Below are 25,904 nucleotides of genomic sequence, written 5' to 3'. Positions count from 1 at the left end.
GACACCCGCCGCGTTGCGCAGGCCCGTGCCGCGCGGGAGGGTCGAGGAACAGCCCGTCTTCAGGAGGTCGGCCATGCCCATCGCGACGGTGAACCCGGCGAACGGCGAGACGCTCAGGACATACGAGGCCCTGAGCGGCGCGGAGATCGAGCACAGGCTCGCGGCGGCCGAGTCCGCGTTCCGCGCCCATCGCACCACCCCCTTCGCCGAACGGGCGCGACTGCTGCACAGGGCCGCCGATCTGCTGGAGGAGGACCAGCAGGACATCGGCCGGGTGATGACGACCGAGATGGGCAAGCCCGTCAAGCAGGCCCGCGCGGAGGCCGCCAAGTGCGCGAAGGCGATGCGCTGGTACGCGGACCACGCCGCCGAGCTGCTCGCCGACGAGGAGCCCGACGACGGGGACGTCAAGGACTCCGGGGCCGCCCACGTGCGGGTGCGCTACCGTCCGCTGGGCCCGGTGCTCGCGGTCATGCCGTGGAACTTCCCGCTGTGGCAGGTGATCCGGTTCGCCGCGCCCGCGCTGATGGCCGGCAACGTGGGCCTGCTGAAGCACGCCTCGAACGTGCCGCAGACCGCCCTCTATCTGGAGGACCTGTTCCGTCGGGCGGGCTTCGCCGAGGGCTGCTTCCAGACGCTGCTGATCGGCTCGCGCGAGGTGGAGGGCATCCTGCGCGACGAGCGCGTCAAGGCGGCAACACTCACCGGGAGTGAACCGGCGGGCCAGGCGGTCGCCTCCGTCGCCGGGGACGCGATCAAGAAGACGGTCCTGGAGCTGGGCGGCAGCGACCCGTACGTGGTGATGCCGTCGGCCGACATCGACCGGGCCGCGCGGACCGCGGTGACGGCACGGGTGCAGAACAACGGGCAGTCGTGCATCGCCGCCAAGCGGTTCATCGTGCACACGGACGTGTTCGACACCTTCACCGAGCGCTTCACGGCCGGGATGAAGGCTCTGAAGGTCGGCGACCCGATGGACGAGGACACCGACATCGGACCGCTCTCCAGCGAACAGGGCCGCGACGACCTGGAGGAACTCGTCGAGGACGCGGTGGAGAACGGCGCGACGGTGCTGTGCGGTGGCGAGCGCCCTGACGGGCCGGGCTGGTACTACCCGCCGACCGTCCTCGCCGACATCACCCCCGACATGCGCATCCACCGGGAGGAGGCGTTCGGCCCGGTCGCCACGCTCTACCGCGCCGCCGATCTCGACGAGGCGGTGGCGATCGCCAACGACTCGCCGTTCGGGCTGAGTTCCAACGTGTGGACGCGCGACGAGGCCGAGGTGGACCGGTTCGTCCTGGATCTGGAGGCGGGCGCCGTGTACGTCAACGGGATGACGGCGTCCCACCCGGCGTTCCCCTTCGGCGGGGTCAAGCGGTCCGGTTACGGGCGTGAACTGGCGGGACACGGAATCCGCGAGTTCTGCAACATCACCACCGTATGGCACGGAGCGTGAGCGTTCCGCGGCTACGATCCCCCCTGTGAACCGCGAAGTGACCCTGCCTCTGATCGTCGACGACCGCGGAACGTTGCAGGTGTCGGCTGCCGACGTGAGCAAGCTGCTGCGCACGGTGGGCGGCCGGTGGCTCCATCTGGTGGAGGCCGGTCAGGACGGGCTCGACGAGGACACGGTGGCGGCGCTCACCATCGAACTCGCCAAGCTCGCCGACCGCATCGACGTCGCCTGCATCGCGCACAGCAGCGGCACGACCGACTGACGATGCGTCAGCCGGTCCGCTGGTCGAGCTCCCACAGCGCGTGCCAGAACGTCGACTCGTAGCTCTGCAGCAGCCGGCCGTACCGGTACACCGCGTCCTCGTCGACCCGCCCGGCGTCGAGCCCCGCCTGCACGGCGGCCTGGGCCTTCTGCTCCAGTTCCGGCGCGGGCTCGGCGAAGAGGTCGAAGAACCCGCACGCCTCGTCCGTGAAGCCGTAGTGGTGGCGCAGGGCCTGGGCGATCGCCGCGCAATAGCCGCCCCACGCCGAGAAGTTGGCGCTCAGCGCGAGCACCACGTCGGCCGGTGAGCCGTTCAGCGCCAGCCACGCCACGTAGGCGGGATAGGCCTGGCAGTCCGCGAGTGGCTCGTAGGCCGCCGTCCGCGCCTCGTCCGACCCGCAGGCGGCGGCGTACGCGCCGAGCCGCTCCCGGGCCAGGCTCTCGCCCTCCGCGAGCAGCGTGAAGAAGGCCGCGCACTCGGGCTCCGCCGCCGACCGCTCGGCCAGATGGCGGAAGGCCCGCAGGTCCGCGGCGATCACATGGTGCTGCTCCAGTCCGAGGGCGGTGAGCGTGGAGCGCTGCGCGGCGCCCCGGGCGATCAGCGGCAGGAGCCGGTTGGCATGGGGGTCCGGAGCGAGTTTCCCGGTGGTGTCGTCGAGCAGTTCCCTGGCCGTCCGCGTCATCGCGACTCCTTCGGTTCGGCTGTCCCGGCCTCGTTCGACCAGGTTGCCATGTTCTGTGGGGGTTCCCCGGTCTGGAGTAGTCCGACGCGATATCCCCGCGCCGCCGGGTGATCGTGGGTGGACCACCCTCCCTTTCCGCCCGGGGGACGAGAGGTTCCCCGGAAGGCGAAAGTAGGCGCGCTCCATGGCGACTCTGTGCAGACCCGCGGTCTCCGTTCCGGAACATGTGATCACGATGGAGGAGACGCTTGAGCTGGCGCGCTCCCGTCATCCGGACCACCCCCAACTGCCGTTGGCCCTCCGCCTGATCGAGAACACCGGCGTCCGCACCCGGCACATCGTGCAGCCCATCGAGGAGACGCTGAGGCATCCGGGCTTCGAGGAACGCAACAAGGTCTACGAGAACGAGGCGAAGGCCCGCGTCCCCGCGGTCGTCCAGCGGGCGCTGGACGACGCCGAGCTGCTCACCACCGACATCGACGTGATCCTCTACGTGTCGTGCACCGGGTTCATGATGCCCTCGCTGACGGCGTGGCTGATCAACGCGATGGACTTCGCCAGCGACACCCGGCAGATACCCATAGCCCAGTTGGGCTGCGCCGCGGGCGGCGCCGCGATCAACCGGGCCCATGACTTCTGCACGGCCTACCCCGAGGCCAACGCCCTCATCGTGGCCTGCGAGTTCTGCTCGCTGTGCTACCAGCCGACCGATCTCGGCGTCGGCTCGCTGCTGTGCAACGGCCTGTTCGGGGACGGCATCGCCGCCGCCGTCGTCCGCGGCAAGGGCGGCACCGGCATCAGCCTGGAGCGCAACGGCTCCTACCTGATCCCCAAGACCGAGGACTGGATCATGTACGACGTCCGGGCCACCGGATTCCACTTCCTGCTGGACAAGCGGGTGCCGACCACCATGGAACCCCTCGCGCCGGCCCTCCAGGCGCTCGCCAGGCAGCACGGCTGGAACGCCTCCGACCTGGACTTCTACATCATCCACGCCGGCGGCCCGCGGATCCTGGACGACCTCAGCAAGTTCCTTCAGGTCCCGCCGGAGGCCTTCCGGTTCAGCCGGGCCACGCTCACCGAGTACGGCAACATCGCGAGCGCCGTCGTCCTGGACGCGCTGCGCCGGCTGTTCGACGAGGGCGGCGCCGAGCACGCCGCGCGCGGACTGCTCGCCGGGTTCGGGCCCGGCATCACCGCGGAAATGGCCCTGGGCCGCTGGAACTGCGCAAGCGAAGAGACGGCATGACCGACGAGACCCTGACCGAGATCCTTCCCCCGGTCCGTGACTGGCCCGCCCTCGACCTGAGCGGTGTCGACTTCGACCCGGTGCTGTCCGAGCTGATGCGCGAGGGTCCGGTCACCCGGATCCGGCTGCCCAACGGCGAGGGCTGGGCCTGGCTGGTGACACGCCACGACGACGTCAGGTTCGTGGCCAACGACGCCCGCTTCAGCCGGGCGGCGGTCATGGAGCGGCAGGTCACCCGCCTCGCCCCGCACTTCATCCCGGCGGCCGGCGCGGTCGGCTTCGCCGATCCCCCGGACCACACGCGGCTGCGCCGCTCGGTGGCGGCCGCCTTCACGGCGCGCGGGGTGGAGCGGGTGCGCGAGAACGCCCGGCGGATGCTGGACGAACTGGTCGGCGAGCTGCTCCGGGAGGGCCCGCCCGCCGACCTGACAGCGGCGATCCTGAGCCCCTTCCCGATCGCCGTCATCTGTGAGCTGATGGGCGTCCCGGCCGCCGACCGACAGGCCATGCACAGATGGACGCAGCTGATCCTGTCCTCCACGCACGGCGCCGAAGTGAGCGAGCGGGCCAAGGACGAGATGGGCGCGTACTTCGCGAAGCTCGTCGGCGACCGGCACGGCAGCACCGGCGAGGACGTCACCTCGCTGCTCGGTGCGGCGGTGGGCCGTGGCGAGCTGACAGTCGAGGAGGCCGTCGGACTCGCCGTGCTCATCCAGATCGGCGGCGAGGCGGTCACCAACAACTGCGGGCAGATGTTCTACATCCTGCTCACCCGCCCCGACCTGTGCGCCGAGTTGCGCGCGGATCCGGCCCTGCGCCCGCAGGCGATCGACGAGCTGCTGCGCTACATCCCGCACCGCAGCGCCGTCGGGCTCTCACGGATCGCCACCGAGGACGTGGACGTCAGGGGCGTGCGGATCCGCAAGGGCGACGCCGTGTACGTCTCGTACCTGGCCGCCAACCGTGACCCGGACGTCTTCCCCGACCCCGACACCATCGACTTCTCGCGTGGCCCGAACCCCCATGTGTCGTTCGGCTTCGGGCCGCACTACTGCGTGGGCGGGATGCTGGCCCGGCTGGAGTCGGAGCTGATGGTCGACGCGCTGCTCGACCGGGTGCCCGGGCTGCGGCTCGCGGTACCACCCGGCCAAGTGCCCTTCAAGAAGGGTGCGTTGATCCGGGGGCCCGAGGCCCTGCCCGTGACATGGTGAGCGGCCGATGACGGCGCCGGAAGGGCTGCTGGTGCCGCCGGGCCACGGCCGCACGGTCCGGACGGCAGCCCAGCACGTCACGTTCAAGGTGACCGGCACACACTCGCGCAGCGCGTCCAGCTTCGAGGTGGTCGTGCCTCCCGGCTTCGACGTCGGCGCCCATGTGCACACCCGCAGCGAGGAGTTGTTCTACGTCCTCGAAGGCGAGCTGGACGTGCTCGCCTTCGAGCCGCGGGTGCGCACCCCCGACAGCTGGCGTCGCTGGGAGTCCTCGTCGGGCAACCGCGTGGTGCGGGCGACCCCCGGCACGGTCATCGTGGTGCCGCCGGGGTGCCCGCACGCCTTCGCCAACCCCACCGACGTACCGGCGAAGATGTTCTTCCAGGCGTCACCGCCGCCCGACCACGAGCACTACTTCGAGGAGCTGCTCGACATCCTGTCGGCCGGCGGCCCGCCCGACCACGCGGCGATCGAGGAGCTGCGCTCGCGCTACGACATCGAGCAGCTGACGCCGCTGCGCCATCGCTAGCGGATCGGCATGCCCGCCAGCGTCCGGGCGATCACCAGGCGCTGGATCTCGCTGGTGCCTTCGAAGATCGTATAAATAGCCGCATCCCTGTGCATGCGCTCCACCGGGTACTCGCGGGTGTAGCCGTTGCCGCCGAGGATCTGGATCGCCTGGGCGGTGACCTTCTTGGCGGTCTCGCTGGCGAAGAGCTTCGACATGGAGCCCTCGGCCGCGGTGAACGGCTTGCCGTTGATCGCCATCCAGGAGGCGCGCCACACCAGGAGGCGGGCCGCGTCGATCGAGGTCCTCATGTCGGCGAGCTGGAAGGCGATGCCCTGGTTGTCGATGATCGGGCGCCCGAACTGCTCACGCGTCTTCGCGTACTCCAGGGCCTCCTCGTACGCCGCCCGGGCCGTGCCGACCGCCATGGCGCCGACGGCGGGGCGGGACGCCTCGAAGGTGGCCATCGCTGCGTTCTTCACGCGCTCGCCGCCGCCCGCCCTGGCCCTCTCCCGGGCACGGGCGAGCCGGGCGTCCAGCTTCTCCTTGCCGCCGAGGAGGCAGGAGCCGGGGATGCGGACATTCTCCAGGACGACCTCGGCGGTGTGCGAGGCGCGGATGCCGTGCTTCTTGAACTTCTGCCCCTGGGACAGACCCGGCGTGTTCGGCGGGACGATGAAGGAGGCGTGGCCCTTGGAACCCAGCTCCGCGTCCACGACCGCGACGACGACGTGCACGTTGGCGATGCCGCCGTTGGTCGCCCAGGTCTTGGTGCCGTTGAGCACCCACTCGTCCTTGGCCTCGTCGTAGACCGCGCGGGTGCGCATGGAGGCCACGTCGGAGCCGGCGTCGGGCTCGGAGGAGCAGAAGGCGGCGACCTTGACATCGTTGGCATCGCCGTACATCTGGGGGATCCAGGTGCCGATCTGCTCCTCGGTGCCGTTGGCGAGGACGCCCACGGCGGCGAGGCCGGTGCCGACGATGGAGAGGGCGATGCCCGCGTCACCCCAGAAGAGCTCCTCCATGGCCATGGGTATGCCGAGGCCCGTGGGGTCGAAGTACTGCTGGGCGTAGAAGTCCAGGGAGTAGATGCCGACCTTCGCGGCCTCCTGGATGACCGGCCACGGCGTCTCTTCACGCTCGTCCCATTCGGCGGCCGCAGGGCGGATCACATCGGCGGCGAAGCCGTGCAGCCAGTCCCGGACCTCCTTCTGTTCGTCGTTGAGCTCCATGGTGAACTCGGCCATGTCCCCTCCAGCGCTGCGTTCGCCTGTTACTTGCGGTAACTGGAGTCTGTTACTGGCCGGTAGTAAAAGTCAACTCCTGCGTCTCACTCGGTAGCCCGTTCGATACGAACGGGGCCCCAAGTGTTAGTTTGCGCAGGCGTCACCGAATCAGCACGGGTGGGGAGAGATCATGGACACCACACAGCGGACCGACCAGCAGAGGTCCGCCGACCGCCGCCGGCGTGAACTGCTGGAGGCCGCCGACCGCGTGGTGCTCCGCGACGGCCCCCAGGCCTCGATGAACGCCATCGCAGCCGAGGCGGGCATCACCAAGCCGATCCTCTACCGGCACTTCGGCGACAAGGGCGGACTCTACGCCGCTCTCGCCACGCGGCACACCGACGCCCTCCTCGGAGCGCTGCGGGCCGCACTGGACGCCCCGGCCGAGCGCAGGGAGCGGGTCGAGGCGACGCTCGACACCTATCTGGCGGCCATCGAGGCCCGCCCGCAGGTGTACCGCTTCCTGATGCATCCGGCGGAGGGCGGCCAGCCCGGCGACCCCGGCTTCGACGTCGGCAAGCACTCCGCTCCCCTGCTTCGCCGCATGGGCGAGGAACTCGCCGAGGTCATCGAGGAGCGCGTCGACCTCGGCCCCGGCAGCCAGCAGCTCGCCCGGGTCTGGGGCCACGGCATCGTCGGCATGATGCACGCAGCCGGCGACTGGTGGCTCGGCGAACGCCCTTGCACGCGGGCCGAGTTGGTGCGCAGCCTGGCGGACCTGCTGTGGGGACGACTCGCCGCGGCAGGGGACAAGGTCGGCGGGCCCGGGTTCTGAGCCGCCCCTATGGCAAGCGCCCCAAAGGGGCGCGGGGAACAGCGCGACCAGCCACAATCAACCCGCAGCCGCCAGGCGACTCACCGCCCCCACGGCGCCCGCGCGGCCTTCCGCAGAACACGCCTCTTGCGCCACCCCGTGAGGCGATCCACGTAAACGCCCCCGGCGAGATGATCGCACTCGTGCTGAAGACACCGGGCGAACCACCCCGTGCCGTGCACGGTCACCGGCTCGCCGGTCGCCGTGAACCCCTCGACGACCGCGTGGTCGTACCGTTCCGTCCCCGCCTCCAGCCCCGGCAGGGACAGACACCCCTCGGGACCGCGCAGGACCACACCGTCCGCCTCGACAAGGCGTGGGTTCACCACATGCCCTACGTGGCGGACGTCCTCGTCGTCCGGGCAGTCGTACACGAAGACCCGCAGCGGCTCGCCGACTTGGTTCGCGGCGAGGCCGACGCCCTCGGCGGCGTACATCGTGGCGAACATGTCCTCGACGAGGCGGGCGAGTTCGGGACCGAAGTCGGTGACGTCCGCACACTCCGTGTGCAGCGCGGGGTCGCCGAGCAGGGTCAGGGGCCGGACGCGCCCTCGGGCGCCCGGGATGGAGCTGTGTCGCATGGCGGCAAGGGTACGGTCCTCAATGACGCGCGACGAGCGCGCGGGCACCGTGGAGGTGCCGCGATTCGGGCACGTGAGTGGATCTCGATAGGCTGAGGCCCACACGGTGCCGGGGGCAGGGGCGCGGCGCGTACGCAAGGAGGATCGAGAACGATGTCAGGCAACTCGGACCCGCTGACGCCGCGGGCCAAGCTGGCCGTGACGGCGGGCAAGGCGGCAGCGGCCGTCTCGCGCGCCGCCGGACGCGGCAGCGGATCGGTGATCGGCGGCCGGGTGGCACTCAAGCTCGACCCCGACCTGCTGGCCAGGCTCGCCACGCACCTGGACGTGATCCTGGTGTCGGCGACCAACGGCAAGACCACGACGACCCGGCTGATCGCGGAGGCACTGCGCGCCGCCGGGCCGGTCGTGTCGAACGCGCTGGGCGCCAACATGCCCGCCGGTATCACCTCGGCACTGGCCGGCGGCTCGGACGCCAGGTTCGCGGTGATCGAGGTCGACGAGAAGTACCTCTCCGGTGTCGCGCGCGACACCGACCCCAAGTGCATCGCGCTGCTCAACCTCTCCCGCGACCAGCTCGACCGGGCCGCCGAGACGCGGATGATGGCCGAGCACTGGCGCGAGGGCCTGGCCGGTTCCAAGGCCGTCGTGGTCGCCAACGCCGACGACCCGCTGGTCGTGTGGGCCGCGTCCTCCTCGCCCAACGTCATGTGGGTGGCCGCCGGACAGATGTGGAAGGACGACGCCTGGTCCTGCCCGTCCTGCGGCGGTGTGATGCAGCGCCCCGGCGACGACTGGTTCTGCGGCGACTGCGGTTTCCGCCGCCCGACGCCCACCTGGGCCCTGTCCGGTGACCACGTCCTGGACCCGCACGGCTCCGCCTGGCCCATCCACCTGCAGCTGCCGGGACGCGCCAACAAGGCGAACGCGGCGTCGTCGGCCGCCGTCGCCGCCGTCTTCGGCGTACCGCCGCAGGTCGCCCTGGAGCGCATGTACCAGGTACAGGCCGTGGCCGGACGCTACGACGTGGTGCAGTTCATGCAGCGCGACCTGCGTCTGCTGCTCGCGAAGAACCCGGCCGGCTGGCTGGAGACGTTCTCGCTGATCGACCCGCCGCCGACCCCGGTCATCCTGTCGGTGAACGCGCGCGGCGCGGACGGCACCGACACCTCCTGGCTGTGGGACGTCGACTACACCCGGCTCACCGGGCATCCGATCTTCGTCCTCGGCGACCGCAAGCTCGACCTCGCCGTGCGCCTGGAGGTCGCGAACCAGCACTTCCAGGTCTGCGAGAACCTCGAACAGGCCGTGCAGATGGCACCGCCGGGACGCATCGAGGTCATCGCCAACTACACCGCTTTCCAGGACCTGAGGCGTCGTGTCGGCAACTGATCCGCGCAATCCAGTGAGGACGAAGAGAATGAGCGACAACAGCCTGCGCCTGGTGTGGATCTACCCGGACCTGCTGAGCACCTACGGCGACCAGGGCAACGCCCTCGTGGTCGAGCGCCGGGCCCGCCAGCGCGGTCTCGACGTGGCCCGTCTCGACGTGCGCAGCGACCAGCCGATCCCCACCTCCGGTGACATCTACCTGATCGGCGGCGGTGAGGACCGGCCGCAGCGGCTCGCGGCCGAGCGGCTGCGCCGCGACGGCGGTCTGCACCGCGCGGTCGGCAACGGAGCGATCGTCTTCTCGGTCTGCGCCGGATACCAGATCCTCGGCCACGAGTTCATCAACGACCTCGGCCAGCGCGAGCCGGGCCTCGGCCTGCTCGACGTGGTCTCCGTGCGCGGCGAGGGCGAGCGCTGCGTCGGCGACGTACTGGGCGACATCGACCCGCGCCTCGGCCTGCCTCCGCTGACGGGCTTCGAGAACCACCAGGGCGTCACGCACCTCGGCCCCACCGCGCGCCCCTTCGCCAAGGTGAAGCTGGGCAACGGCAACGGCACGGGGGACGGCACGGAGGGCGCGTACAACGACACCGTCTTCGGTACGTACATGCACGGTCCCGTGCTCGCCCGCAATCCGCTGATCGCGGACCTGCTGCTGAAGCTGGCGCTCGACGTGAACGCGCTGCCGCCGATCGACGACCGCTGGTACGAGGCGCTGCGCAACGAGCGCATCGCGGCGGCGACGCAGCCCGCGTAGGGGTCGCAGCGCTGCGCGGGGCGGGCCGGACCGGGTCTCCACGAGGCGCGCTCGAGGGATACCTCAAGCGCGCCCGAGGCGCTTGCGGCACGGTGGTCACCGGGCCCGCTTGACGGACTCTCCGCTCACTTGTGCGGCCGAGTCCACCAGGCGGACGCCTGCTACGGCACCACCCCATCCCGCCGGTAGGGTGACCGGGATTCCGCCGGACAGCGTGGTCCGGTCCCCGGCCCACGTTGAGAAGGTATTTCGGGCTATGCGTATTGGTGTCCTCACCTCAGGCGGCGACTGCCCCGGTCTGAACGCCGTCATCCGGTCCGTCGTACACCGCGCCGTCGTCGATCACGGTGACGAGGTCATCGGCTTCCGTGACGGCTGGAAGGGCCTTCTGGAGTGCGACTACCTCAAGCTCGACCTCGACGCGGTGAGCGGCATCCTGGCTCGCGGCGGCACCATCCTCGGCTCCTCCCGGGTCCGGCCCGAGCATCTGCGGGACGGCGTGGAGCGGGCCAAGGGCCATCTTGAGGAACTCGGTCTGGACGCGGTCATCCCGATCGGCGGCGAAGGCACGCTGAAGGCGGCCCGGCTGCTGTCCGACGGCGGTCTGCCGATCGTCGGCGTGCCCAAGACCATCGACAACGACATCGCGGTCACGGATGTGACGTTCGGCTTCGACACGGCCGTCGGCGTCGCGACCGAGGCCCTGGACCGGCTGAAGACGACGGCCGAGTCCCACCAGCGCGTGCTGATCGTGGAGGTCATGGGCCGCCACACCGGCTGGATCGCGCTGCACTCCGGCATGGCGGCCGGCGCGCACGCCATCGTCGTACCGGAACGCCCCTTCGACATCGAGGAGCTGGCCGCCAAGGTCGGCGAGCGCTTCGCGGCGGGCAAGCGGTTCGCCATCGTCGTGGCCGCCGAGGGCGCCAAGCCCCGCGCGGGCACGATGGAGTTCGACGAGGGCGGCAAGGACGTCTACGGCCACGAGCGGTTCGCGGGCATCGCCCGCCAGCTCTCCCTGGAGCTGGAGCACCGCCTCGGCAAGGAGGCCCGCCCGGTCATCCTCGGGCACGTCCAGCGCGGCGGCACCCCCACCGCGTACGACCGCGTCCTCGCCACCCGCTTCGGCTGGCACGCCGTGGAGGCCGTGCACCGCGGCGAGTTCGGCCACATGACCGCGCTGCGCGGCACCGACATCGTGATGGTCCCGCTCGCCGAGGCCGTCGAGACGCTGAAGACGGTCCCCGAGGACCGGTACGCCGAGGCGGAGTGCGTGCTGTAGCACCGATACGAGTGAAGCCGCCCCCGGTCGCAGCAGCGGCCGGGGGCGGTTCTACTCTGGTGCGGACAGACAGCGCACAACCAGTACGAATCAGGAGCCGGCGGATGGATCACGGCGAGCACGGCATGACCATGGATCTGCCGCCGTTCACGCTGGGGCGGGGGCTCGAGTGGTCCGCGGACCCGTTCTTCCTCGTCGCCTGCCTGGTGGGCCTCGGCCTGTACGGCTACGGAGTGGTCCGGCTCGCACGACGCGGCGACAAGTGGTCCGTGGGCCGGACGGCGTCCTTCGTCGTGGGCGTACTGACCGTGATGCTCGTCATGTGCACCAGACTCAACGACTACGGCATGGTCATGTTCAGCGTGCACATGGTGCAGCACATGGTGATCAGCATGCTGTCGCCGATCCTGATCCTGCTCGGGGCGCCGATCACGCTGGCGCTGCGCGCCCTGCCGGTCTCCGCGACGCGAGGCAAGAAGGGCCCCCGGGAACTGCTGCTGCTGTTCCTGCACAGCCGCTACATGCGGATCATCACGCATCCCGCGTTCACGATCCCGCTGTTCATCGCGAGCCTCTACGCGCTCTACTTCTCGCCGATCTTCGACTTCCTGATGGGCTCGAAGGCCGGGCACATCGCGATGATGTGCCACTTCCTCGCCGTCGGCCTGGTCTTCTTCTGGCCGATCATGGGCGTCGACCCCGGTCCGAACCGGCCCGGCTACCTGATGCGGATGCTGGAGCTGTTCGCCGGCATGCCCTTCCACGCGTTCTTCGGCATCGCGTTGATGATGGCGTCCCAGCCGATGGTCGAGACGTACAAGAACCCGCCCGCCTCGCTCGCCATCGACGCGCTCTCCGACCAGACCGCGGCGGGCGGCATCGCCTGGGCCTTCAGTGAGATCCCGTCCGTCCTCGTGCTCCTCGCACTGCTGTTCCAGTGGTACGGCTCCGAGCAGCGGCAGGCCCGCCGCAAGGACCGGGCGGCGGATCGCGACGGGGATCAGGAGCTGGCGGAGTACAACGCCTATCTGGCCTCACTGAACGCACGCGGGAACTGAGGGAACTCCGTTTCCTCCCGCCCCTCCCCCTGCACGCTTTCCCCTTGTCCCCAAAAGGTCACATCGGCTTCATCGACAATACGGTAACCGCCCTTGACGGTAAGGCGTTTCCGCTCAGTAGCATGAAGTGGAAAGCCCCGCGTTCGATCTGATCCTTCGATCCGATCTATCGCTCCGATTCGATCCGCGGGGGCCACGGGGGAACCGCAGGGGGAGCGGTCATGACAATGCGCTCAGGAATGCAAAGGGCTGGGATATCCATAGCCCGTAGGACCGCTCTGCTGGCGATTTTCGCGCTGGTGATCGCCGGTATCAACGGCTGCACATCCGATCAGATGTTCGCCGTACGAGCTGTCGCGGCCAACGTTTCGTCGCTCGCTCCTTTTTTCGACGAGAGCAAGGGGCTCGGCAAGGACGTGACCGGTCTGCAGCCCGACACTCCCAGCGGGGTGCAGGCGAGCAACCTGCCTGGACTGTACGGCGGCACAGAGGAGCAGCCGGTCGACGGATCAAGCGGCGACGGCAACGGGCAGGGCAACGGAGAGGACGACGACTCGACGGGTGTGTTCGGCGGGTCCACGAAGCCCGGCACGTGCCTCGTGACGAAGCTCAGGAAATTCCTCACCGACCCCGGCAACTCCGCGAAAGCGCGGGAATGGGCGAAGGTCCTGGATATACGTCAGGACCAGATCGGTAAATACATCGACAAGCTCACACCCGTGGTTCTGCGCCACGACACTCTCGTGCAGAATCACGACTTCAAGGGCGGAAAGTCCGTCTCCTACGACTCCTTGCTCCAGGCAGGGATCGCGATTCTGGTCGACCAGCAGGGACTTCCCGCCGTGAAGTGCTCCTGCGGTAATCCGCTGCGCCCCTTCACCCACAGCGCCGACAAGATCTCCGTGAAGTTCGAGCACGGCAACAAGAAGTGGAAGAGCTACAAGCCGCACGACGCGATGGTCGTCCAGGCACCGCCGGGGGACGCCAAGGTCGACCGGCTCCAGCTCATCGACGTCCAGAACCCCGACACGGTGATCGCCCGCGACGCCGGCATGGACACCGAGGACGAGACCTTCCAGAAGGACGCCCCGCGGACCGTGCCGGCCGTGACGCAGCAGCGGTACGCCGACGCCGCCAACGCGCTGGCCGCGGAGGGGCTGACCCCGGCGTACGAAGGTGAGCAGCCCGCCGACGACGCGATCGTCACGGGCAGCAACCCGCCCGAGGGCACTGACCGGACCTGGGGGGAGTCGGTGACGCTGCTCGTGGCGTCCCAGTCCCCAACACCGACGGAGTCGACGACCGGCCCCACGACTGCCGGGCCCACAAGCCCGACGACCAGCCCGACAACTGTCGACCCCACAAGCCCGACGACCAGCCCGACAACGGTTGACCCCACAAGCCCGACAACCAGCCCGACAACGGTTGACCCCACAAGCCCGACAACAGGCGGGTCGTCCACGGGCGGCTCCGACGACGGCGGCACCGGCGGGCTGCCGACAGACAACATCTCAGCGAGCGCGAGCGAAGCGACCTCCCCTGAGCCGACCCTCAGCGAATCGCCGACGTCGAGCGAGGTCGTTTCGGCCGAACCCGGCATCAGCGACACCGCGCCGGGCGAGCCCACCTCGGGTGAGTCCTCCGTGAGCACGGCCTGACCGTACCGATTCCACGCAGAACCCGGGAGCACACCGGATGGCACCAGGATCACCGCAGTCGGGAGTGGGCCGGATCATCGCCGGCCGGTACCTGCTGCTCGACCGGATCGGCTCCGGCGGGATGGGCCATGTCTGGCTCGCCCACGACCAGCGTCTCGACTGCGACGTGGCGCTGAAGGAGATCAGGTTCCGCAACCCCGCGGAGGGGCCGGAGGAGCACGAGGGTCGGATCGCCCGTGCCCGGGCCGAGGCCCGGCACGCGGCGGTGCTGCGCAGTCACCCGCACGTGGTGACCGTCCACGACGTCCTGGAGGACGAGGGACTGCCGTGGATCGTGATGGAGTACGTGGCGGGCGCGGAGGATCTGCGCGCCGCGCTCCCCCGCCGCGGGCCGCTGGCTCCGTACGAGTGCGCCCGGATCGGTCTGGCGGTCCTGGACGCCCTGACCGCAGGCCATGAGCACGGCATCATGCACCGGGACGTCAAGCCCGCGAACATCCTGCTGGCGCCGGACCGCACGGGCACCCCGGGGGCCCGGATCCTGCTCGCCGACTACGGCATCTCCGTCCAGCCGGACTCCCTGGAGACGCGCTGGACACGTACGTCCGCCCTGGTGGGAACGCCCGGCTATCTCGCCCCGGAGCGGGCGACGGGCGGCCCGCCGACCGCCGCGGCCGATCTGTTCTCGCTGGGCTGCACCCTCTACTACCTCGTGGAGGGTGTCGGCCCCTTCGACCGTGAGACGGACCTCGCCGCCATCACCGCGGTGGTGCTGGAGGACCCGCGGCCGGCGCAGCGGGCCGGCGCCCTGGGGCCGCTGGTCGAGGCGCTCCTGGTCAAGGACCCCGCCCATCGGCTCTCCGCCGAGGACGCGGCGGCGGCCCTGGCCCGGATCATCACGCCGGAGCTCCGCCCGCCGACCCCCTTCGACACGGGCTCACAGCCGCCCTGGGCCGGGCTCGCCACCTCTGACGGCTCCCGGGGCCAGGGCGGAGCGACCCCGGCCCCGTACACCCCGACCGCCCTCGACTCCAGCGGTCGCGTGTTCTACGACCCGTCGGCCCAGGACATCGGCGCAGCGGCGCCGTACACCCCGACGGCCCTCGGTTCGGATACGCCCGCCGCATGGACCCCGACTCCCCCGGGCTTCGGTCCGCCCCTGGGATACGGGACACCACCGCCCGGCACGCCGTGGCCGGGACCCTCGGGCCGACGCCGCCGCAAGCGCCCCCGTCTCCTGCTCACCCTCTCCTCGGCGCTCCTCGCGCTGGGCCTGGCCGGCGGAGGTTACTGGTACGCGATGGGGCACCAGGTCGTGCTGCCTTACGGGCATTCGGTCGGCCTCGCCGAACCGCTCAAGGTGCGCGACTGCGTCTCCTCACCCGACGACACGCCCGAGCACGTGACCAGCAGCTCGCACCTGGAGGTGGATACCGGCTGCAAGCAGAACATCGGGCAGGTAATGGCGCTGTACAAGGCTTCCTCGGTCGAACTGGCCCGGTCCCAGGGTCCGACCCGGTGCGAGGGGCTGACGCGTGGCACCGCGGGCAAGCTCGGTGGAAACGTGCGCAGTCTCGCCGTCGTCCCGACCGGGCCGGGCTTCAAGGCCACCGGCGGCGAGGTCGCATGTCTGCTGGTCGGGAAGGCGAACCACGTGTTCGGGCCGCTGGACGGCTTCCGTGCGTACGGGATGGTCTTCAACAGCGCGGCCCAGATCCAGAAGGGCGACTGTGTCAACCCGGTGGACGGGGATGCGCGCACGCACCGGGGCTACGAGCTGGTCTCCTGCGACAAGCCCCACCAGGATCAGGTGGTCGACTTCACCTACCTCGACGGCCCCGTCTCCGGCGACGGCAACGCCCAGGATGCGGCGGACGCCCAGTGCGCGCAGGACGTCCCGTCCGGGCCCCATGGCCTGTTGAGCAAGAACGTGTGGGCCGACGGGTACTACCTGGTCGTCTGTGCCGCCCCCAGTGGATGATCCGCCCACCCCTGGCGAACGCGGCCCCGCCGGGCGAAAATGGCCCCAAGGCCATGGCCCGCGTCGCGGACCCGCCTGGAGGAGGGTTTCGCGATGCCCGGTTCCACGCCCGGATCGACGAAGACGATGGGGGTGCTCACCGTCAGCGCCCTGGTAGCGGTGACCGCCTACACGGTGGCGCTCGGCAGCAACGGCTGGCTGTGGTTCGGCTGGGTCGTGCTCGGTCTGATCACACTCGGGATGGTGGCGTCACGCAGCACATGATGCAGTGACGTTCACTCACGCTCCCTCGGCAGGCGCGCCGCCGAGTGCACGCCCGGCTGGTACTTCGGCAGCCGCGCCGTGATCTTCATGCCCGCGCCGAGCGCGGTCTCGATGACGAGGCCGTAGTCGTCGCCGTACACCTGGCGCAGCCGGTCGTCGACGTTCGACAGTCCGATGCCGTCCGATACGCCGACCTCCCCGGCCAGGATGCGGCGCAGCCGGTCGGGGTCCATGCCGGTGCCGTTGTCCTCGATGACGACCAGGGCCTCGGCTCCGGTGTCCTGCGCGGTGATGCTGATGTGGCTCTTGTCCGTCTTGCCTTCGAGGCCGTGCTTCACGGCGTTCTCCACCAGCGGCTGGAGGCAGAGGAAGGGCAGGGCGACCGGCAGCACCTCGGGGGCGATCTGCAGGGTGACCGAGAGGCGGTCGCCGAAGCGGGCGCGAACGAGGGCCAAGTAGTGGTCGATGGCGTGGAGTTCGTCGGCGAGGGTGGTGAAGTCGCCGTGCCGGCGGAACGAGTAGCGGGTGAAGTCGGCGAATTCGAGGAGCAGTTCGCGGGCGCGCTCGGGGTCGGTGCGGACGAACGAGGCGATCACCGCGAGCGAGTTGAAGATGAAGTGCGGGGATATCTGGGCGCGCAGGGCTCTGATCTCGGCCTCGATCAGGCGGGTGCGGGACTGGTCGAGGTCGGCCAGTTCCAGTTGGACGCTCACCCAGCGGGCCACCTCGCCCGCGGCCCGGACCAGGACCGCCGACTCGCGGGGCGCGCAGGCGACGAGCGCTCCGTGCACCCGGTCGTCGACGGTGAGGGGGGCGACGACGGCCCAGCGCAGCGGGCAGTCGGGGGCGTCGCAGCTGAGCCGGAAGGCCTCGCCGCGGCCGGTCTCCAGCGGACCGGCGAGCCGCTCCATGATCTCGGTGCGATGGTGCTCGCCCACCCCGTCCCAGACGAGGACGGTCTCCTGGTCGGTGAGGCAGAGCGCGTCCGTGCCGAGCAGGGTGCGCAGCCGCCGGGCTGACCTGCCGGCCGTTTCGCCGGTGAGGCCCGCGCGCAGCGGGGGCGCAGCGAGGGAGGCGGTGTGCAGGGTCTGGAAGGTGGCGTGCTCGACGGGGGTGCCGAGGCCGCCGAGGCTTTCGGGGCGCGCGGTGCGCCGGCCCAGCCAGAATCCGGCCGCGAGCAGCGGGAGTACGGCCACGCAGAGGCCCGCCAGGAATCCGCTCATGCCTGGGCCTCCCGCTCCTTCGCGTGCACGGCCGCGCGCATCTGGCCGTCGGTGAGTTCCTCCGGCAGGTGGAACCGGGCGAGGATCGCCGCCGTGCCGGCCGGTACCCGGCCCGCCGTGGCGAGCGACACCAGCGTCATCGTGACGAACCCGAGCGGCACCGACCACAGCGCGGGCCAGGCGAGCAGCGCGTGCAGGGCACCCGAGCCGGGGTAGCCCGCCATGGTCGCGCCGACGGCGACCAGCGCGGAGCCGCCGCCGATCAGCATCCCGGCGGCCGCGCCCGGCGGGGTCAGCCGCCGCCACCAGATGCCGAGGACGAGCAGCGGGCAGAAGGACGAGGCGGAGACGGCGAAGGCGAGTCCCACGGCGTCGGCGACCGGCAGCCCGCCCACCAGCACGCTCGCCATGAGCGGGACGGCCATGGCGAGCACCGTGCCCAGCCTGAAGTGCCGTACGCCGCGGGAGGGCAGCACGTCCTGGGTGAGGACGCCCGCCACCGCCATGGTCAGTCCGGACGCGGTCGACAGGAACGCGGCGAAGGCCCCGCCCGCCACCAGCGCGCCGAGCAGGTCCGCGCCGACTCCCCCGATCAGACGGTCGGGCAGCAGCAGGACGGCGGCGTCCGCGTTGCCGGTGAGGGCGAGTTCGGGGGCGTAGAGCCTGCCGAGGGCGCCGTAGACGGGCGGGAGGAGGTAGAAGGCGCCGATCAGGCCGAGTACGGCGACCGTGGTGCGGCGGGCGGCGACGCCGTGCGGGCTGGTGTAGAAGCGGACGACCACATGGGGCAGGCCCATGGTGCCGAGGAAGGTGGCGAGGATCAGGCCGTAGGTGGCGTACAGCGGGCGTTCCTGCCGTCCCGCGGCGAGCGAGGTCGACATGCCGCCGTTGGTGCCGCGGTCGGCGGCGGGGACGGGGGTGCCCCGGGCGAAGGTCAGTTGGGTGCCGTGGGTGATGTGGTGGACGCCGGCGGGCAGGCGGACGCGTTCGCCGTCGTGGCGGCGGTGGTCGATGGTGCCGGTCACCGTGATGTCGAGGGGGCGACTCAGCTTGAGGTCGAGGCTGTCGTCGACCTTGACGACGCGTTGTTCACGGAAGGTCGTCGGTTCGTCGAAGGCGGGGCGGGGTGCTCCGTGGGCCTGCCAGGCGAGGACGAGGAAGAGTGCGGGGACCAGCAGGGCTGTCAGTTTGAGCCAGTACTGGAAGGCCTGGACGAAGGTGATGCTGCGCATGCCGCCGGCGGCGACGGTCGCGACCACGACGACCGCGACGAGGACCCCGCCGAACCAGTCGGGCGCGTCGGTCAGCACCGCCAACGTCAGGCCGGCGCCCTGGAGTTGGGGCAGCAGGTACAGCCAGCCGACCCCGACGACGAAGGCGCCGGCGAGGCGGCGCACCGCCTGCGAGCCGAGCCGTGCCTCGGCGAAGTCGGGCAGCGTGTACGCGCCGGAGCGGCGCAGTGGGGCGGCGACGAACAGCAGCAGGACGAGATAGCCGGCCGTGTAGCCGACGGGGTACCAGAGCATGTCGGGGCCCTGGACGAGCACGAGGCCGGCGATGCCGAGGAAGGATGCGGCGGAGAGGTACTCCCCGCTGATCGCGGCCGCGTTGAGGCGGGGGCCGACGGTGCGCGAGGCGACGTAGAAGTCGGAGGTGGTCCGGGAGATGCGCAGGCCGAACGCGCCGACCAGGACGGTCGCCACGACCACGAGGGCGACCGCGGGGACGGCGTAGTTCTCGTTCACCTGGCTCAGCGGTCCTGGTCCTCGACGAGTCGGACGAAGTCCCGTTCGTTGCGTTCGGCGCGGCGCACGAACCAGCGGGCGAGCAGTACCAGCGGCGCGTACAGGCCGAAGCCGAGCACGGCCCACTCCAGGCTCGCGCTGTCGGGCATCGCGGCGAACACCAGGGGCAGCGGTCCCACGAGCAGCACAAGGACCGCGAACACCACGAGCGCCACCCTGAGTTGACTGTGCATCAGGGAGCGGACGTAGGTGTGGCCGAGGGTGGTCTGTTCGTCGATCTCGGTGCGGGGGCGGTAGTAGCCGGACGTCCGGCGGGTGCGGCGGGGCACTCCGGTGACGACGACGCGGCGTTCGACGGGATCGTGCGGCATGTCGGCCCTCTCCTCAGTTCGCGGTCCGGCGCATCAGCAGGTCCCGCAGTTCGCGGGCGTGCCGACGGCTGACCTGGAGTTCGACCGTGTCGACGAGGACGCTCACCGTGCCCGCGTCCAGGCGGAGTTCGTCCACGTGGCGCAGGGCGACGAGGTGGCGCCGGTGGATGCGGACGAAGCCGCGTGAGCGCCAGCGCTCTTCGAGGGTGGACAGCGGGATACGGACGAGGTGACTGCCCTGGGCGGTGTGCAGCCGGGCGTAGTCGCCGTGCGCCTCGGCGTGGGTGATGTCCTCGACGGCCACGAAGCGGGTGACGCCGCCGAGTTCGACGGATATGTGGTCGGGGTCGGGTTCGTGCACGGGTATCGGCGGGGCGGCGTCCATCAGTTGGGCGACCCGGCGGACGGCTTCGGCGAGGCGTTCGCGGCGGACGGGCTTGAGGACGTAGTCGACGGCCTTGAGATCGAAGGCCTGGACGGCGAAGCCCTCGTGGGCGGTGACGAACACGACGAGGGGCGGTTTGGCGAACCCGGTGAGCAGCCGGGCGAGGTCGAGTCCGTCGAGCCCGGGCATGTGGATGTCGAGGAAGACCACGTCGATCGCCTCGGGCCCGTCGGGGCCGGACTCCAGTGCCCGGTTGATGCGGCGCAGCGCCTCGGTCGCGTCGCTCGCGCCCTCGGCGATGCCGACCCGGGGATCGGCGTTCAGCAGGTACAGGAGTTCCTCCAGGGAGGGTTGTTCGTCGTCGACGGCGAGCGCGCGCAGCATGAACGTGGAGTGTAAGAGGAATTCGGGCGCCTGGACATGTGCGGGGCGTGGACGTCGTCGCTGGATACAGTGCCGCCATGAGCAGCAAGCCCGCGATGTTCGACGAGCTCGACCGCAAGATCATCACGGCCCTGATGGCCAATGCCAGGACGAGCTTCTCCGAGATCGGCGCGGCGATCGGCCTGTCGGCGACCGCGGTCAAGCGCCGGGTGGACCGGCTGCGCGAGACAGGCGTGATCACCGGGTTCACGGCCACCGTGAAGCCCGCGGCGCTCGGCTGGCGCACCGAGGCGTACGTGGAGGTGTACTGCGAGGGCGCGGCCCCGCCCCGGCGGCTCGCGGAGGTGGTCCGCAACCATCCGGAGATCACCGCGGCGATGACCGTGACCGGCGGTGCGGACGCGCTGCTCCATGTGCGCGCCACGGATGTGGGGCATTTCGAGGAGGTGCTCGAACGGATCCGTACCGAGCCGTTCATCCGGAAGACGATCAGCTACATGGTGCTGTCCCATCTGCTGCCGGAGGCTCCGGAGGCGGGCGCGACCCGGCCGGCCCCGTACGACGCAGGAAACGTGCGCTGACACGGCAGACCACGCAGCAATACTGCGTATGCGCGCAGCTTTCTTCACTTGTCGCCGGTATCTCCCGTTTCCTACCTTGGAGGCACCCCCCGTCGACACCGCAGGAAGCGGAGGACCCTCTCTGTGCCCGACAGCCGTGTGCCGCGCCCCCGGCGCTTCCTTGTCTGCGAACCCAGACACTTCGCCGTGCAGTACGCGATCAATCCCTGGATGCATCCCGACACGACGGTCGACGTCGATCTGGCCCACGACCAGTGGCAGGCCCTGATCGGCGCCTATCGCGCCCATGGCCACACCGTCGACGCCGTGGAGCCGGTCCCCGACCTCCCGGACATGGTGTTCGCGGCGAACTCCGCGCTCGTCCTGGCGGGCCGCGTCTTCGGCTCCTTCTTCCACGCGCCCCAACGGCGGCCCGAGTCCGCCGTGTACGAGACCTGGTTCAAGTCGGCCGGTTACGACGTGTACCGCCCCGAGTCGGTGTGCGAGGGCGAGGGCGACCTGATCCCCGCCGGCCGCTACCTCCTGGCGGGCACCGGATTTCGTACGACGCCCGAGGCGCACCGCGAGGTGCAGGAGTTCTTCGGCGTCCCGGTGATCACCCTCCGGCTGGTGGACCCGCGCTTCTACCACCTGGACACCGCCTTGTTCGTCCTCGACGACGGGCCCGGAGCGAACATCGCGTACTACCCGGAGGCGTTCTCCCCCGGCAGCCGCGAAGTCCTCGCCCGGCTCTTTCCCGCCGCGGTGCTCGCCACCCGCGAGGACGCACTGACGTTCGGCCTCAACTCCGTCTCCGACGGCCGCCACGTCTTCATCTCCCCGCGGGCCGAGGCGCTCGCCGATCAGCTCGACCACCACGGTTACGTCCCCGTCCCCGTCGACCTGTCGGAGTTCCACAAGGCCGGCGGAGGCATCAAGTGCTGCACTCAGGAGATCCGTTCATGACCGCTCCCGCCCGTACGCGTACGTCCGCCGACCTGATCAGCGCCGAGGAGCCGGTCCTCGCGCACAACTACCACCCGCTGCCAGTGGTCGTCGCAAGCGCCGAGGGCAGCTGGGTGGAGGACGTCGAGGGCCGCCGCTACCTCGACATGCTGGCGGGCTACTCGGCCCTCAACTTCGGTCACCGCAACCCCGCGTTGATCGAGGCCGCGCACCGCCAGCTCGACCGGCTGACGCTGACGTCGCGCGCCTTCCACAACGACCGCCTCGCCCAGTTCGCCGAGTCCCTGGCCGCGTTGACGGGCCAGGAGATGGTGCTGCCGATGAACACCGGCGCCGAGGCGGTGGAGTCCGCGGTCAAGGTGGCCCGCAAGTGGGCGTACGAGGTCAAGGGCGTCGCACACGACCGGGCGACCATCGTGGTGGCCGCCGACAACTTCCACGGCCGCACGACCACCATCGTCAGCTTCTCCACCGACGAGACCGCCCGGGCCGGCTTCGGCCCGTTCACCCCGGGCTTCCGGATCGTCCCGTACAACGACCTCGCCGCGCTGGAGGCAGCCGTCGACGAGACGACCGCGGCAGTGCTGATCGAGCCCATCCAGGGCGAGGCGGGCGTCGTCATCCCGGACGACGGCTACCTGACCGGCGTCCGCGAACTGACCCGGCGCGCCGGCTGTCTGTTCATCGCGGACGAGATCCAGTCGGGTCTGGGCCGCACGGGCAACACCCTCGCCGTCGAACACGAGGGGGTCGTCCCCGACATGGTGCTCCTCGGCAAGGCGCTCGGCGGCGGCATCGTCCCGGTCTCCGCGGTGGTCGCGCGCCGCGAGGTGCTCGGAGTGCTGCGGCCCGGCGAGCACGGGTCGACGTTCGGCGGCAACCCGCTGGCCGCGGCGGTCGGCTCGGCCGTCGTGGAGCTGCTGGAGACCGGTGAATTCCAGCGCAGGGCAGCCGAGTTGGGCGTGGTTCTGCGGGGCGGACTGAAGTCGCTCGTCGGCAGGGGCGTCGTCGGATTCCGCTCGCGCGGCCTGTGGGCGGGCGTCGACATCGACCCCGCCATCGGCACCGGGCGCGAGATCAGCGAAGGCCTCATGCGGGAGGGAATTCTGGTCAAGGACACCCACGGTTCGACGATCCGGCTGGCCCCTCCACTGACGATCACGGGCGAGGAACTCCAGTCAGCTCTTGGGGCACTGGAGAAGGTTCTGACGCAAGGGGTCTGATACCGGCCAAGAGACCACAGAGCGTCACACCGGAATGGTTACGCCCGGCGACGGCCGCGCCTACACTGATCGCTCCCTGGGGGAGTGAAGGAGCGTCGGCGTGTTTTATTACGTGCTCAAATACGTGCTTCTGGGTCCACTGTTGAGGCTGGTCTTCCGGCCTCGGATCGAGGGCCTTGAGCACATACCGTCGTCGGGCCCGGCGATCGTGGCCGGCAACCATCTGTCGTTCTCCGACCATTTCCTGATGCCCGCCGTTCTCAAGCGGCGCATCACCTTCCTGGCGAAGGCGGAGTACTTCACCGGCCCCGGCATCAGAGGCCGGCTGACCGCCATATTCTTCCGCAGCGCCGGGCAGATCCCGGTGGACCGCTCCGGCAAGGAGGCGGGTCAGGCCGCGATCCGCGAGGGTCTCGGCGTGCTGCGCAAGGACGAACTGCTCGGCATCTACCCGGAGGGGACGCGGTCGCACGACGGGCGCCTCTACAAGGGCAAGGTCGGCGTCGCGGTCATGGCGCTCAGAGCTCAGGTGCCGGTGATCCCCTGCGCGATGATCGGCACGTTCGAGGCGCAGCCGCCGGGCCAGGTGATCCCGAACTTCCGGCGCGTGGTCATCCGCTTCGGCAAGCCGATGGACTTCTCCCGCTACGCCGGGATGGAGCACGAGAAGGCCATCCTGCGGGCCGTCACCGACGAGATCATGTACGCCATCCTGACGCTCTCCGAGCAGGAGTACGTCGACCGGTACGCGGCCGTCGTGAAGGCCGAGGAAGCCGAGGAGAAAGCGGCGTCCGGCCGCAAGTTCCCGCGGATTCCGCTGAGTTGACCCCAGGACGCGAGTGAGGGGCGGCCGTGGTTCCGGCCGCCCCTCCTTTCATGCGCCTACGGCTACGGCGTCGGCGTCGCGTGCGGGGTGCACGTCACGTCGGCGGCGTCCGTCCTGCCGGTGAGCAGGTAGCCGTCCACCCGCGAGTTGATGCACGGGTTGACCAGGCCGGTCACGCCGTGCGAGCCCGCATCCTTCTCGGTGATCAGGCGGGAGCCCTTGAAACGCTTGTGCAGTTCGACGGCGCCCGGGTACGGGGTGGCCGCGTCACGCGTGGACTGCACGATCAGCACGGGCGGCAGGCCCTTGCCGGTCTTCACGTCGACCGGGGTCTGCTGCTTGGCCGACCAGGTGGCGCACGGCAGGTTCATCCATGCGTTGGCCCAGGTCATGAACGGGTAGTCCTTGTGGAGCCGCGTGTTGTCGCGGTCCCAACGCTTCCAGCTCGTGGGCCACTTGGCGTCGGCGCACTCGACGGCCGTGTAGACGGCGTTGCCGTTCTCCGAGGCGATGTTGCCCGCGGTGTCCGACAGGTCGGGAGAAGCCGCGTCGATCAGCGCCTGGGTGTCACCGGCGACGTACTTGCTGAACACCTGCGCGGTCGGTACCCACGAGGAGTCGTAGTACGGGGCGCTCTGGAAGAAGGAGATCAGCTCGGCCGGGCCGACGACCCCGCCGAGCGGGCTCTTCTTCGCGGTGGCGCGCAGCTTGAGCCACTGCTCCTGGACCTTGCCGCGGGTGTCGCCGAGGTGGAAGGCCGCGTCGTTCTTGGCGACCCAGTCCTCCCAGTCCTTCCAGCGGCCCTCGAAGGCGATGTCCTGTTCCAGGTTGGCCTGGTACCAGATGTTCTCGCGCGACGGGTCGACCACACTGTCGACGACCATGCGCCGCACGTGCTTGGGGAAGAGCGTGCCGTAGACGGCGCCCAGGTAGGTGCCGTAGGAGACGCCCAGGTAGTTGAGCTTCTTCTCGCCGAGGGCGGCCCGGATGACGTCCAGGTCGCGCGCGGTGTTCGGCGTGGTCATCTGCGGCAGCATGGCGCCGCTGCGCTCGGCGCAGCCGTCCGCGTACTGGGCGGCCAGCTTGCGCTGGGCGAGCTTGTCGGCCTCCGTGTCGGGGACCGGGTCGGCCTTCGGGGCCTTCACGAACTCCTGCGGGTCGATGCAGGAGATGGGCGCCGAGTGGCCGACACCGCGCGGGTCGAAGCCCACGAAGTCGTACGCCTTGGCGGTGTTCACCCAGACCGGCGCCTTGGTCGTGACGCGGCGCGGGAAGCGCATGCCGGAGGCGCCGGGGCCGCCCGGGTTGTAGACAAGGGCGCCCTGGCGCTCCTTCTTGGTGCCCGTGTTCCCGATGCGGTCGACGGCCAGCTTGATCTGCTTGCCGTAGGGGTGGGCGTAGTCGAGCGGGACGCTGACCCAGCCGCACTGGATGGGCTTCTCGAAGCCCCAGTCCGCGGGGCAGTCCGCCCAGTCGATCCCGGCCTTGGCCGCCCGTTCGGCGGCGATGGCCGCTCCCCGGGCCTCACGGTTGTGGCTGTTGCGCGAGTCGGCGGTGGCCGACGGCGCTGCGAGGGCTCCGGCTATCAGTGTGGCCGTGACGAGCGCTCCGGCCGAGCCGAGCGCTGTCACTCGCCTCGTCGGTCTCAAACCCCTCAAGTGGGACCTCCCCGTACATCGTTGCGATTGGTACGGGGATCCTTGCGGCTGTGCGATCTCTGAGAACAGACGCTATCGGGCTTCTTTACCAATCCGATAACCGGAGAGGAGTGTCCCGA

Annotated in this window: 25 protein-coding genes; 17 read left to right on the top strand and 8 right to left on the bottom strand. The window is 70.3% G+C overall.

The genetic code is table 11. The features are described from left to right. The first annotated feature begins 73 nt into the window (after positions 1-73). The gene (locus tag ABZS97_RS11900) at positions 74-1,459 is read left to right on the top strand and encodes an NADP-dependent succinic semialdehyde dehydrogenase (protein ID WP_356136419.1); all 1,386 of its coding nucleotides are present in this window, start codon (positions 74-76) and stop codon (positions 1,457-1,459) included. A gap of 25 nt (positions 1,460-1,484) precedes the next feature. Next, positions 1,485-1,721: a DUF6213 family protein gene (locus ABZS97_RS11895; protein WP_356136417.1), complete on the top strand. Its 237-nt coding sequence runs from the start codon at positions 1,485-1,487 to the stop codon at positions 1,719-1,721. Between the two features lie 7 nt (positions 1,722-1,728). On the opposite strand, the gene ABZS97_RS11890 is transcribed toward ABZS97_RS11895, so the two are convergent. Beyond that, complete coding sequence (locus ABZS97_RS11890) at positions 1,729-2,403, bottom strand: transcriptional regulator (RefSeq protein WP_356136415.1); 675 nt, start codon at positions 2,401-2,403, stop codon at positions 1,729-1,731. A gap of 184 nt (positions 2,404-2,587) precedes the next feature. On the opposite strand from ABZS97_RS11890, the gene ABZS97_RS11885 reads away from it, so the two are divergent. Genes ABZS97_RS11885 through ABZS97_RS11875 form a run of 3 tightly spaced genes read left to right on the top strand, consistent with a single transcriptional unit; the run spans position 2,588 to position 5,392 of the window. Further along, entirely contained in the window at positions 2,588-3,652 is a 1,065-nt protein-coding gene (locus ABZS97_RS11885) for a type III polyketide synthase (RefSeq protein ID WP_356136413.1), read from the top strand. Further along, on the top strand, positions 3,649-4,863 hold the full coding sequence (locus ABZS97_RS11880; RefSeq protein ID WP_356136411.1) for a cytochrome P450: 1,215 nt from the start codon (positions 3,649-3,651) through the stop codon (positions 4,861-4,863). Before ABZS97_RS11885 ends, ABZS97_RS11880 begins: the two co-directional genes overlap by 4 nt. Before the next feature lie 7 nt (positions 4,864-4,870). Then, the gene (locus ABZS97_RS11875; RefSeq protein ID WP_356136409.1) at positions 4,871-5,392 is read left to right on the top strand and encodes a cupin domain-containing protein; all 522 of its coding nucleotides are present in this window, start codon (positions 4,871-4,873) and stop codon (positions 5,390-5,392) included. Here ABZS97_RS11875 and ABZS97_RS11870 read toward each other — a convergent pair. Continuing rightward, positions 5,389-6,618, bottom strand: a complete 1,230-nt coding sequence (locus ABZS97_RS11870) for an acyl-CoA dehydrogenase family protein (RefSeq protein WP_356136407.1) — start codon at positions 6,616-6,618, stop codon at positions 5,389-5,391. The two genes, ABZS97_RS11875 and ABZS97_RS11870, sit on opposite strands and share 4 nt — an antisense overlap. A 169-nt stretch (positions 6,619-6,787) precedes the next feature. Here ABZS97_RS11870 and ABZS97_RS11865 point away from each other — a divergent pair, with 169 nt between their 5' ends. Then, positions 6,788-7,432 (top strand): TetR family transcriptional regulator, encoded by a 645-nt coding sequence (locus tag ABZS97_RS11865; protein WP_356136405.1) that lies wholly within the window; start codon positions 6,788-6,790, stop codon positions 7,430-7,432. 80 nt (positions 7,433-7,512) lie between these two features. On the opposite strand, the gene def is transcribed toward ABZS97_RS11865, so the two are convergent. After that, on the bottom strand, positions 7,513-8,052 hold the full coding sequence (gene def / locus ABZS97_RS11860) for a peptide deformylase (RefSeq protein ID WP_356136403.1): 540 nt from the start codon (positions 8,050-8,052) through the stop codon (positions 7,513-7,515). A gap of 153 nt (positions 8,053-8,205) precedes the next feature. Here def and ABZS97_RS11855 point away from each other — a divergent pair, with 153 nt between their 5' ends. From ABZS97_RS11855 to ABZS97_RS11825, 7 genes are all read left to right on the top strand, one after another. Continuing rightward, complete coding sequence (locus ABZS97_RS11855) at positions 8,206-9,444, top strand: MurT ligase domain-containing protein (RefSeq protein WP_356136401.1); 1,239 nt, start codon at positions 8,206-8,208, stop codon at positions 9,442-9,444. Between the two features lie 28 nt (positions 9,445-9,472). Next, positions 9,473-10,201, top strand: a complete 729-nt coding sequence (locus ABZS97_RS11850) for a glutamine amidotransferase (RefSeq protein ID WP_356136399.1) — start codon at positions 9,473-9,475, stop codon at positions 10,199-10,201. 256 nt (positions 10,202-10,457) lie between these two features. Next, the gene (locus tag ABZS97_RS11845; RefSeq protein WP_356136397.1) at positions 10,458-11,483 is read left to right on the top strand and encodes a 6-phosphofructokinase; all 1,026 of its coding nucleotides are present in this window, start codon (positions 10,458-10,460) and stop codon (positions 11,481-11,483) included. A gap of 104 nt (positions 11,484-11,587) precedes the next feature. Further along, entirely contained in the window at positions 11,588-12,541 is a 954-nt protein-coding gene (locus ABZS97_RS11840) for a cytochrome c oxidase assembly protein (protein ID WP_356136395.1), read from the top strand. 221 nt (positions 12,542-12,762) lie between these two features. After that, positions 12,763-14,199 carry a DUF6777 domain-containing protein gene (locus tag ABZS97_RS11835; RefSeq protein ID WP_356136393.1) on the top strand — a complete coding sequence of 479 codons (1,437 nt, stop codon included), beginning with the start codon at positions 12,763-12,765 and terminating at the stop codon, positions 14,197-14,199. Positions 14,200-14,236: 37 nt separating this feature from the next. Continuing rightward, positions 14,237-16,180, top strand: coding sequence for a serine/threonine-protein kinase (locus ABZS97_RS11830; protein ID WP_356136391.1), 1,944 nt, complete (start codon positions 14,237-14,239; stop codon positions 16,178-16,180). Between the two features lie 93 nt (positions 16,181-16,273). Then, a complete protein-coding gene (locus ABZS97_RS11825) occupies positions 16,274-16,444 on the top strand; it encodes a hypothetical protein (protein ID WP_356136389.1) in 171 nt (56 codons plus the stop codon). A gap of 11 nt (positions 16,445-16,455) precedes the next feature. Here ABZS97_RS11825 and ABZS97_RS11820 read toward each other — a convergent pair whose 3' ends face one another. From ABZS97_RS11820 to ABZS97_RS11805, 4 genes are read right to left on the bottom strand one after another with little or no spacing between them, the layout of a single operon-like run. Next, positions 16,456-17,667, bottom strand: coding sequence for a histidine kinase (locus ABZS97_RS11820; protein ID WP_356136387.1), 1,212 nt, complete (start codon positions 17,665-17,667; stop codon positions 16,456-16,458). Further along, positions 17,664-19,412, bottom strand: a complete 1,749-nt coding sequence (locus tag ABZS97_RS11815) for a cation acetate symporter (protein ID WP_356136385.1) — start codon at positions 19,410-19,412, stop codon at positions 17,664-17,666. The genes ABZS97_RS11820 and ABZS97_RS11815 overlap by 4 nt, the downstream gene beginning before the upstream one ends. 5 nt (positions 19,413-19,417) lie before the next feature. Next, a complete protein-coding gene (locus ABZS97_RS11810; RefSeq protein WP_356136383.1) occupies positions 19,418-19,783 on the bottom strand; it encodes a hypothetical protein in 366 nt (121 codons plus the stop codon). 13 nt (positions 19,784-19,796) lie between these two features. Continuing rightward, positions 19,797-20,552, bottom strand: coding sequence for a LytTR family DNA-binding domain-containing protein (locus ABZS97_RS11805; RefSeq protein ID WP_356136381.1), 756 nt, complete (start codon positions 20,550-20,552; stop codon positions 19,797-19,799). A gap of 77 nt (positions 20,553-20,629) precedes the next feature. On the opposite strand from ABZS97_RS11805, the gene ABZS97_RS11800 reads away from it, so the two are divergent. The 4 genes from ABZS97_RS11800 to ABZS97_RS11785 all read left to right on the top strand — a co-directional run bounded on the left by ABZS97_RS11800 (position 20,630) and on the right by ABZS97_RS11785 (position 24,127). Next, positions 20,630-21,133: an Lrp/AsnC family transcriptional regulator gene (locus ABZS97_RS11800; RefSeq protein ID WP_356136379.1), complete on the top strand. Its 504-nt coding sequence runs from the start codon at positions 20,630-20,632 to the stop codon at positions 21,131-21,133. 123 nt (positions 21,134-21,256) lie between these two features. Further along, complete coding sequence (gene ddaH / locus ABZS97_RS11795) at positions 21,257-22,078, top strand: dimethylargininase (RefSeq protein ID WP_356136377.1); 822 nt, start codon at positions 21,257-21,259, stop codon at positions 22,076-22,078. Further along, complete coding sequence (gene rocD, locus ABZS97_RS11790; RefSeq protein WP_356136376.1) at positions 22,075-23,301, top strand: ornithine--oxo-acid transaminase; 1,227 nt, start codon at positions 22,075-22,077, stop codon at positions 23,299-23,301. Before ddaH ends, rocD begins: the two co-directional genes overlap by 4 nt. Before the next feature lie 100 nt (positions 23,302-23,401). Further along, positions 23,402-24,127 carry a lysophospholipid acyltransferase family protein gene (locus ABZS97_RS11785; protein WP_356136374.1) on the top strand — a complete coding sequence of 242 codons (726 nt, stop codon included), beginning with the start codon at positions 23,402-23,404 and terminating at the stop codon, positions 24,125-24,127. 62 nt (positions 24,128-24,189) lie between these two features. Here the strand turns inward: ABZS97_RS11785 and ABZS97_RS11780 are convergent, their stop codons facing one another. Then, positions 24,190-25,785: an alpha/beta hydrolase gene (locus ABZS97_RS11780; RefSeq protein ID WP_356136372.1), complete on the bottom strand. Its 1,596-nt coding sequence runs from the start codon at positions 25,783-25,785 to the stop codon at positions 24,190-24,192. Between the last annotated feature and the right edge of the window lie 119 nt (positions 25,786-25,904).

This window comes from Streptomyces sp. NPDC005485 (assembly GCF_040606085.1).
Classification (GTDB): Bacteria; Actinomycetota; Actinomycetes; order Streptomycetales; family Streptomycetaceae; genus Streptomyces.
This window is presented reverse-complemented; position numbering and strand designations above follow the sequence as displayed.

What these genes read in the sequence shown, in the direction of transcription:
- ABZS97_RS11900 (WP_356136419.1), top strand. Translation starts at nt 74, where the DNA reads ATGCCCATCGCGACGGTGAACCCGGCGAACGGCGAGACGCTCAGGACA.
- ABZS97_RS11890 (WP_356136415.1), bottom strand. Translation starts at nt 2,403, where the DNA reads ATGACGCGGACGGCCAGGGAACTGCTCGACGACACCACCGGGAAACTC.
- ABZS97_RS11885 (WP_356136413.1), top strand. Translation starts at nt 2,588, where the DNA reads ATGGCGACTCTGTGCAGACCCGCGGTCTCCGTTCCGGAACATGTGATC.
- ABZS97_RS11880 (WP_356136411.1), top strand. Translation starts at nt 3,649, where the DNA reads ATGACCGACGAGACCCTGACCGAGATCCTTCCCCCGGTCCGTGACTGG.
- ABZS97_RS11875 (WP_356136409.1), top strand. Translation starts at nt 4,871, where the DNA reads ATGACGGCGCCGGAAGGGCTGCTGGTGCCGCCGGGCCACGGCCGCACG.
- ABZS97_RS11870 (WP_356136407.1), bottom strand. Translation starts at nt 6,618, where the DNA reads ATGGCCGAGTTCACCATGGAGCTCAACGACGAACAGAAGGAGGTCCGG.
- ABZS97_RS11865 (WP_356136405.1), top strand. Translation starts at nt 6,788, where the DNA reads ATGGACACCACACAGCGGACCGACCAGCAGAGGTCCGCCGACCGCCGC.
- def (WP_356136403.1), bottom strand. Translation starts at nt 8,052, where the DNA reads ATGCGACACAGCTCCATCCCGGGCGCCCGAGGGCGCGTCCGGCCCCTG.
- ABZS97_RS11855 (WP_356136401.1), top strand. Translation starts at nt 8,206, where the DNA reads ATGTCAGGCAACTCGGACCCGCTGACGCCGCGGGCCAAGCTGGCCGTG.
- ABZS97_RS11850 (WP_356136399.1), top strand. Translation starts at nt 9,473, where the DNA reads ATGAGCGACAACAGCCTGCGCCTGGTGTGGATCTACCCGGACCTGCTG.
- ABZS97_RS11845 (WP_356136397.1), top strand. Translation starts at nt 10,458, where the DNA reads ATGCGTATTGGTGTCCTCACCTCAGGCGGCGACTGCCCCGGTCTGAAC.
- ABZS97_RS11840 (WP_356136395.1), top strand. Translation starts at nt 11,588, where the DNA reads ATGGATCACGGCGAGCACGGCATGACCATGGATCTGCCGCCGTTCACG.
- ABZS97_RS11835 (WP_356136393.1), top strand. Translation starts at nt 12,763, where the DNA reads ATGACAATGCGCTCAGGAATGCAAAGGGCTGGGATATCCATAGCCCGT.
- ABZS97_RS11830 (WP_356136391.1), top strand. Translation starts at nt 14,237, where the DNA reads ATGGCACCAGGATCACCGCAGTCGGGAGTGGGCCGGATCATCGCCGGC.
- ABZS97_RS11825 (WP_356136389.1), top strand. Translation starts at nt 16,274, where the DNA reads ATGCCCGGTTCCACGCCCGGATCGACGAAGACGATGGGGGTGCTCACC.
- ABZS97_RS11820 (WP_356136387.1), bottom strand. Translation starts at nt 17,667, where the DNA reads ATGAGCGGATTCCTGGCGGGCCTCTGCGTGGCCGTACTCCCGCTGCTC.
- ABZS97_RS11810 (WP_356136383.1), bottom strand. Translation starts at nt 19,783, where the DNA reads ATGCCGCACGATCCCGTCGAACGCCGCGTCGTCGTCACCGGAGTGCCC.
- ABZS97_RS11805 (WP_356136381.1), bottom strand. Translation starts at nt 20,552, where the DNA reads ATGCTGCGCGCGCTCGCCGTCGACGACGAACAACCCTCCCTGGAGGAA.
- ABZS97_RS11800 (WP_356136379.1), top strand. Translation starts at nt 20,630, where the DNA reads ATGAGCAGCAAGCCCGCGATGTTCGACGAGCTCGACCGCAAGATCATC.
- rocD (WP_356136376.1), top strand. Translation starts at nt 22,075, where the DNA reads ATGACCGCTCCCGCCCGTACGCGTACGTCCGCCGACCTGATCAGCGCC.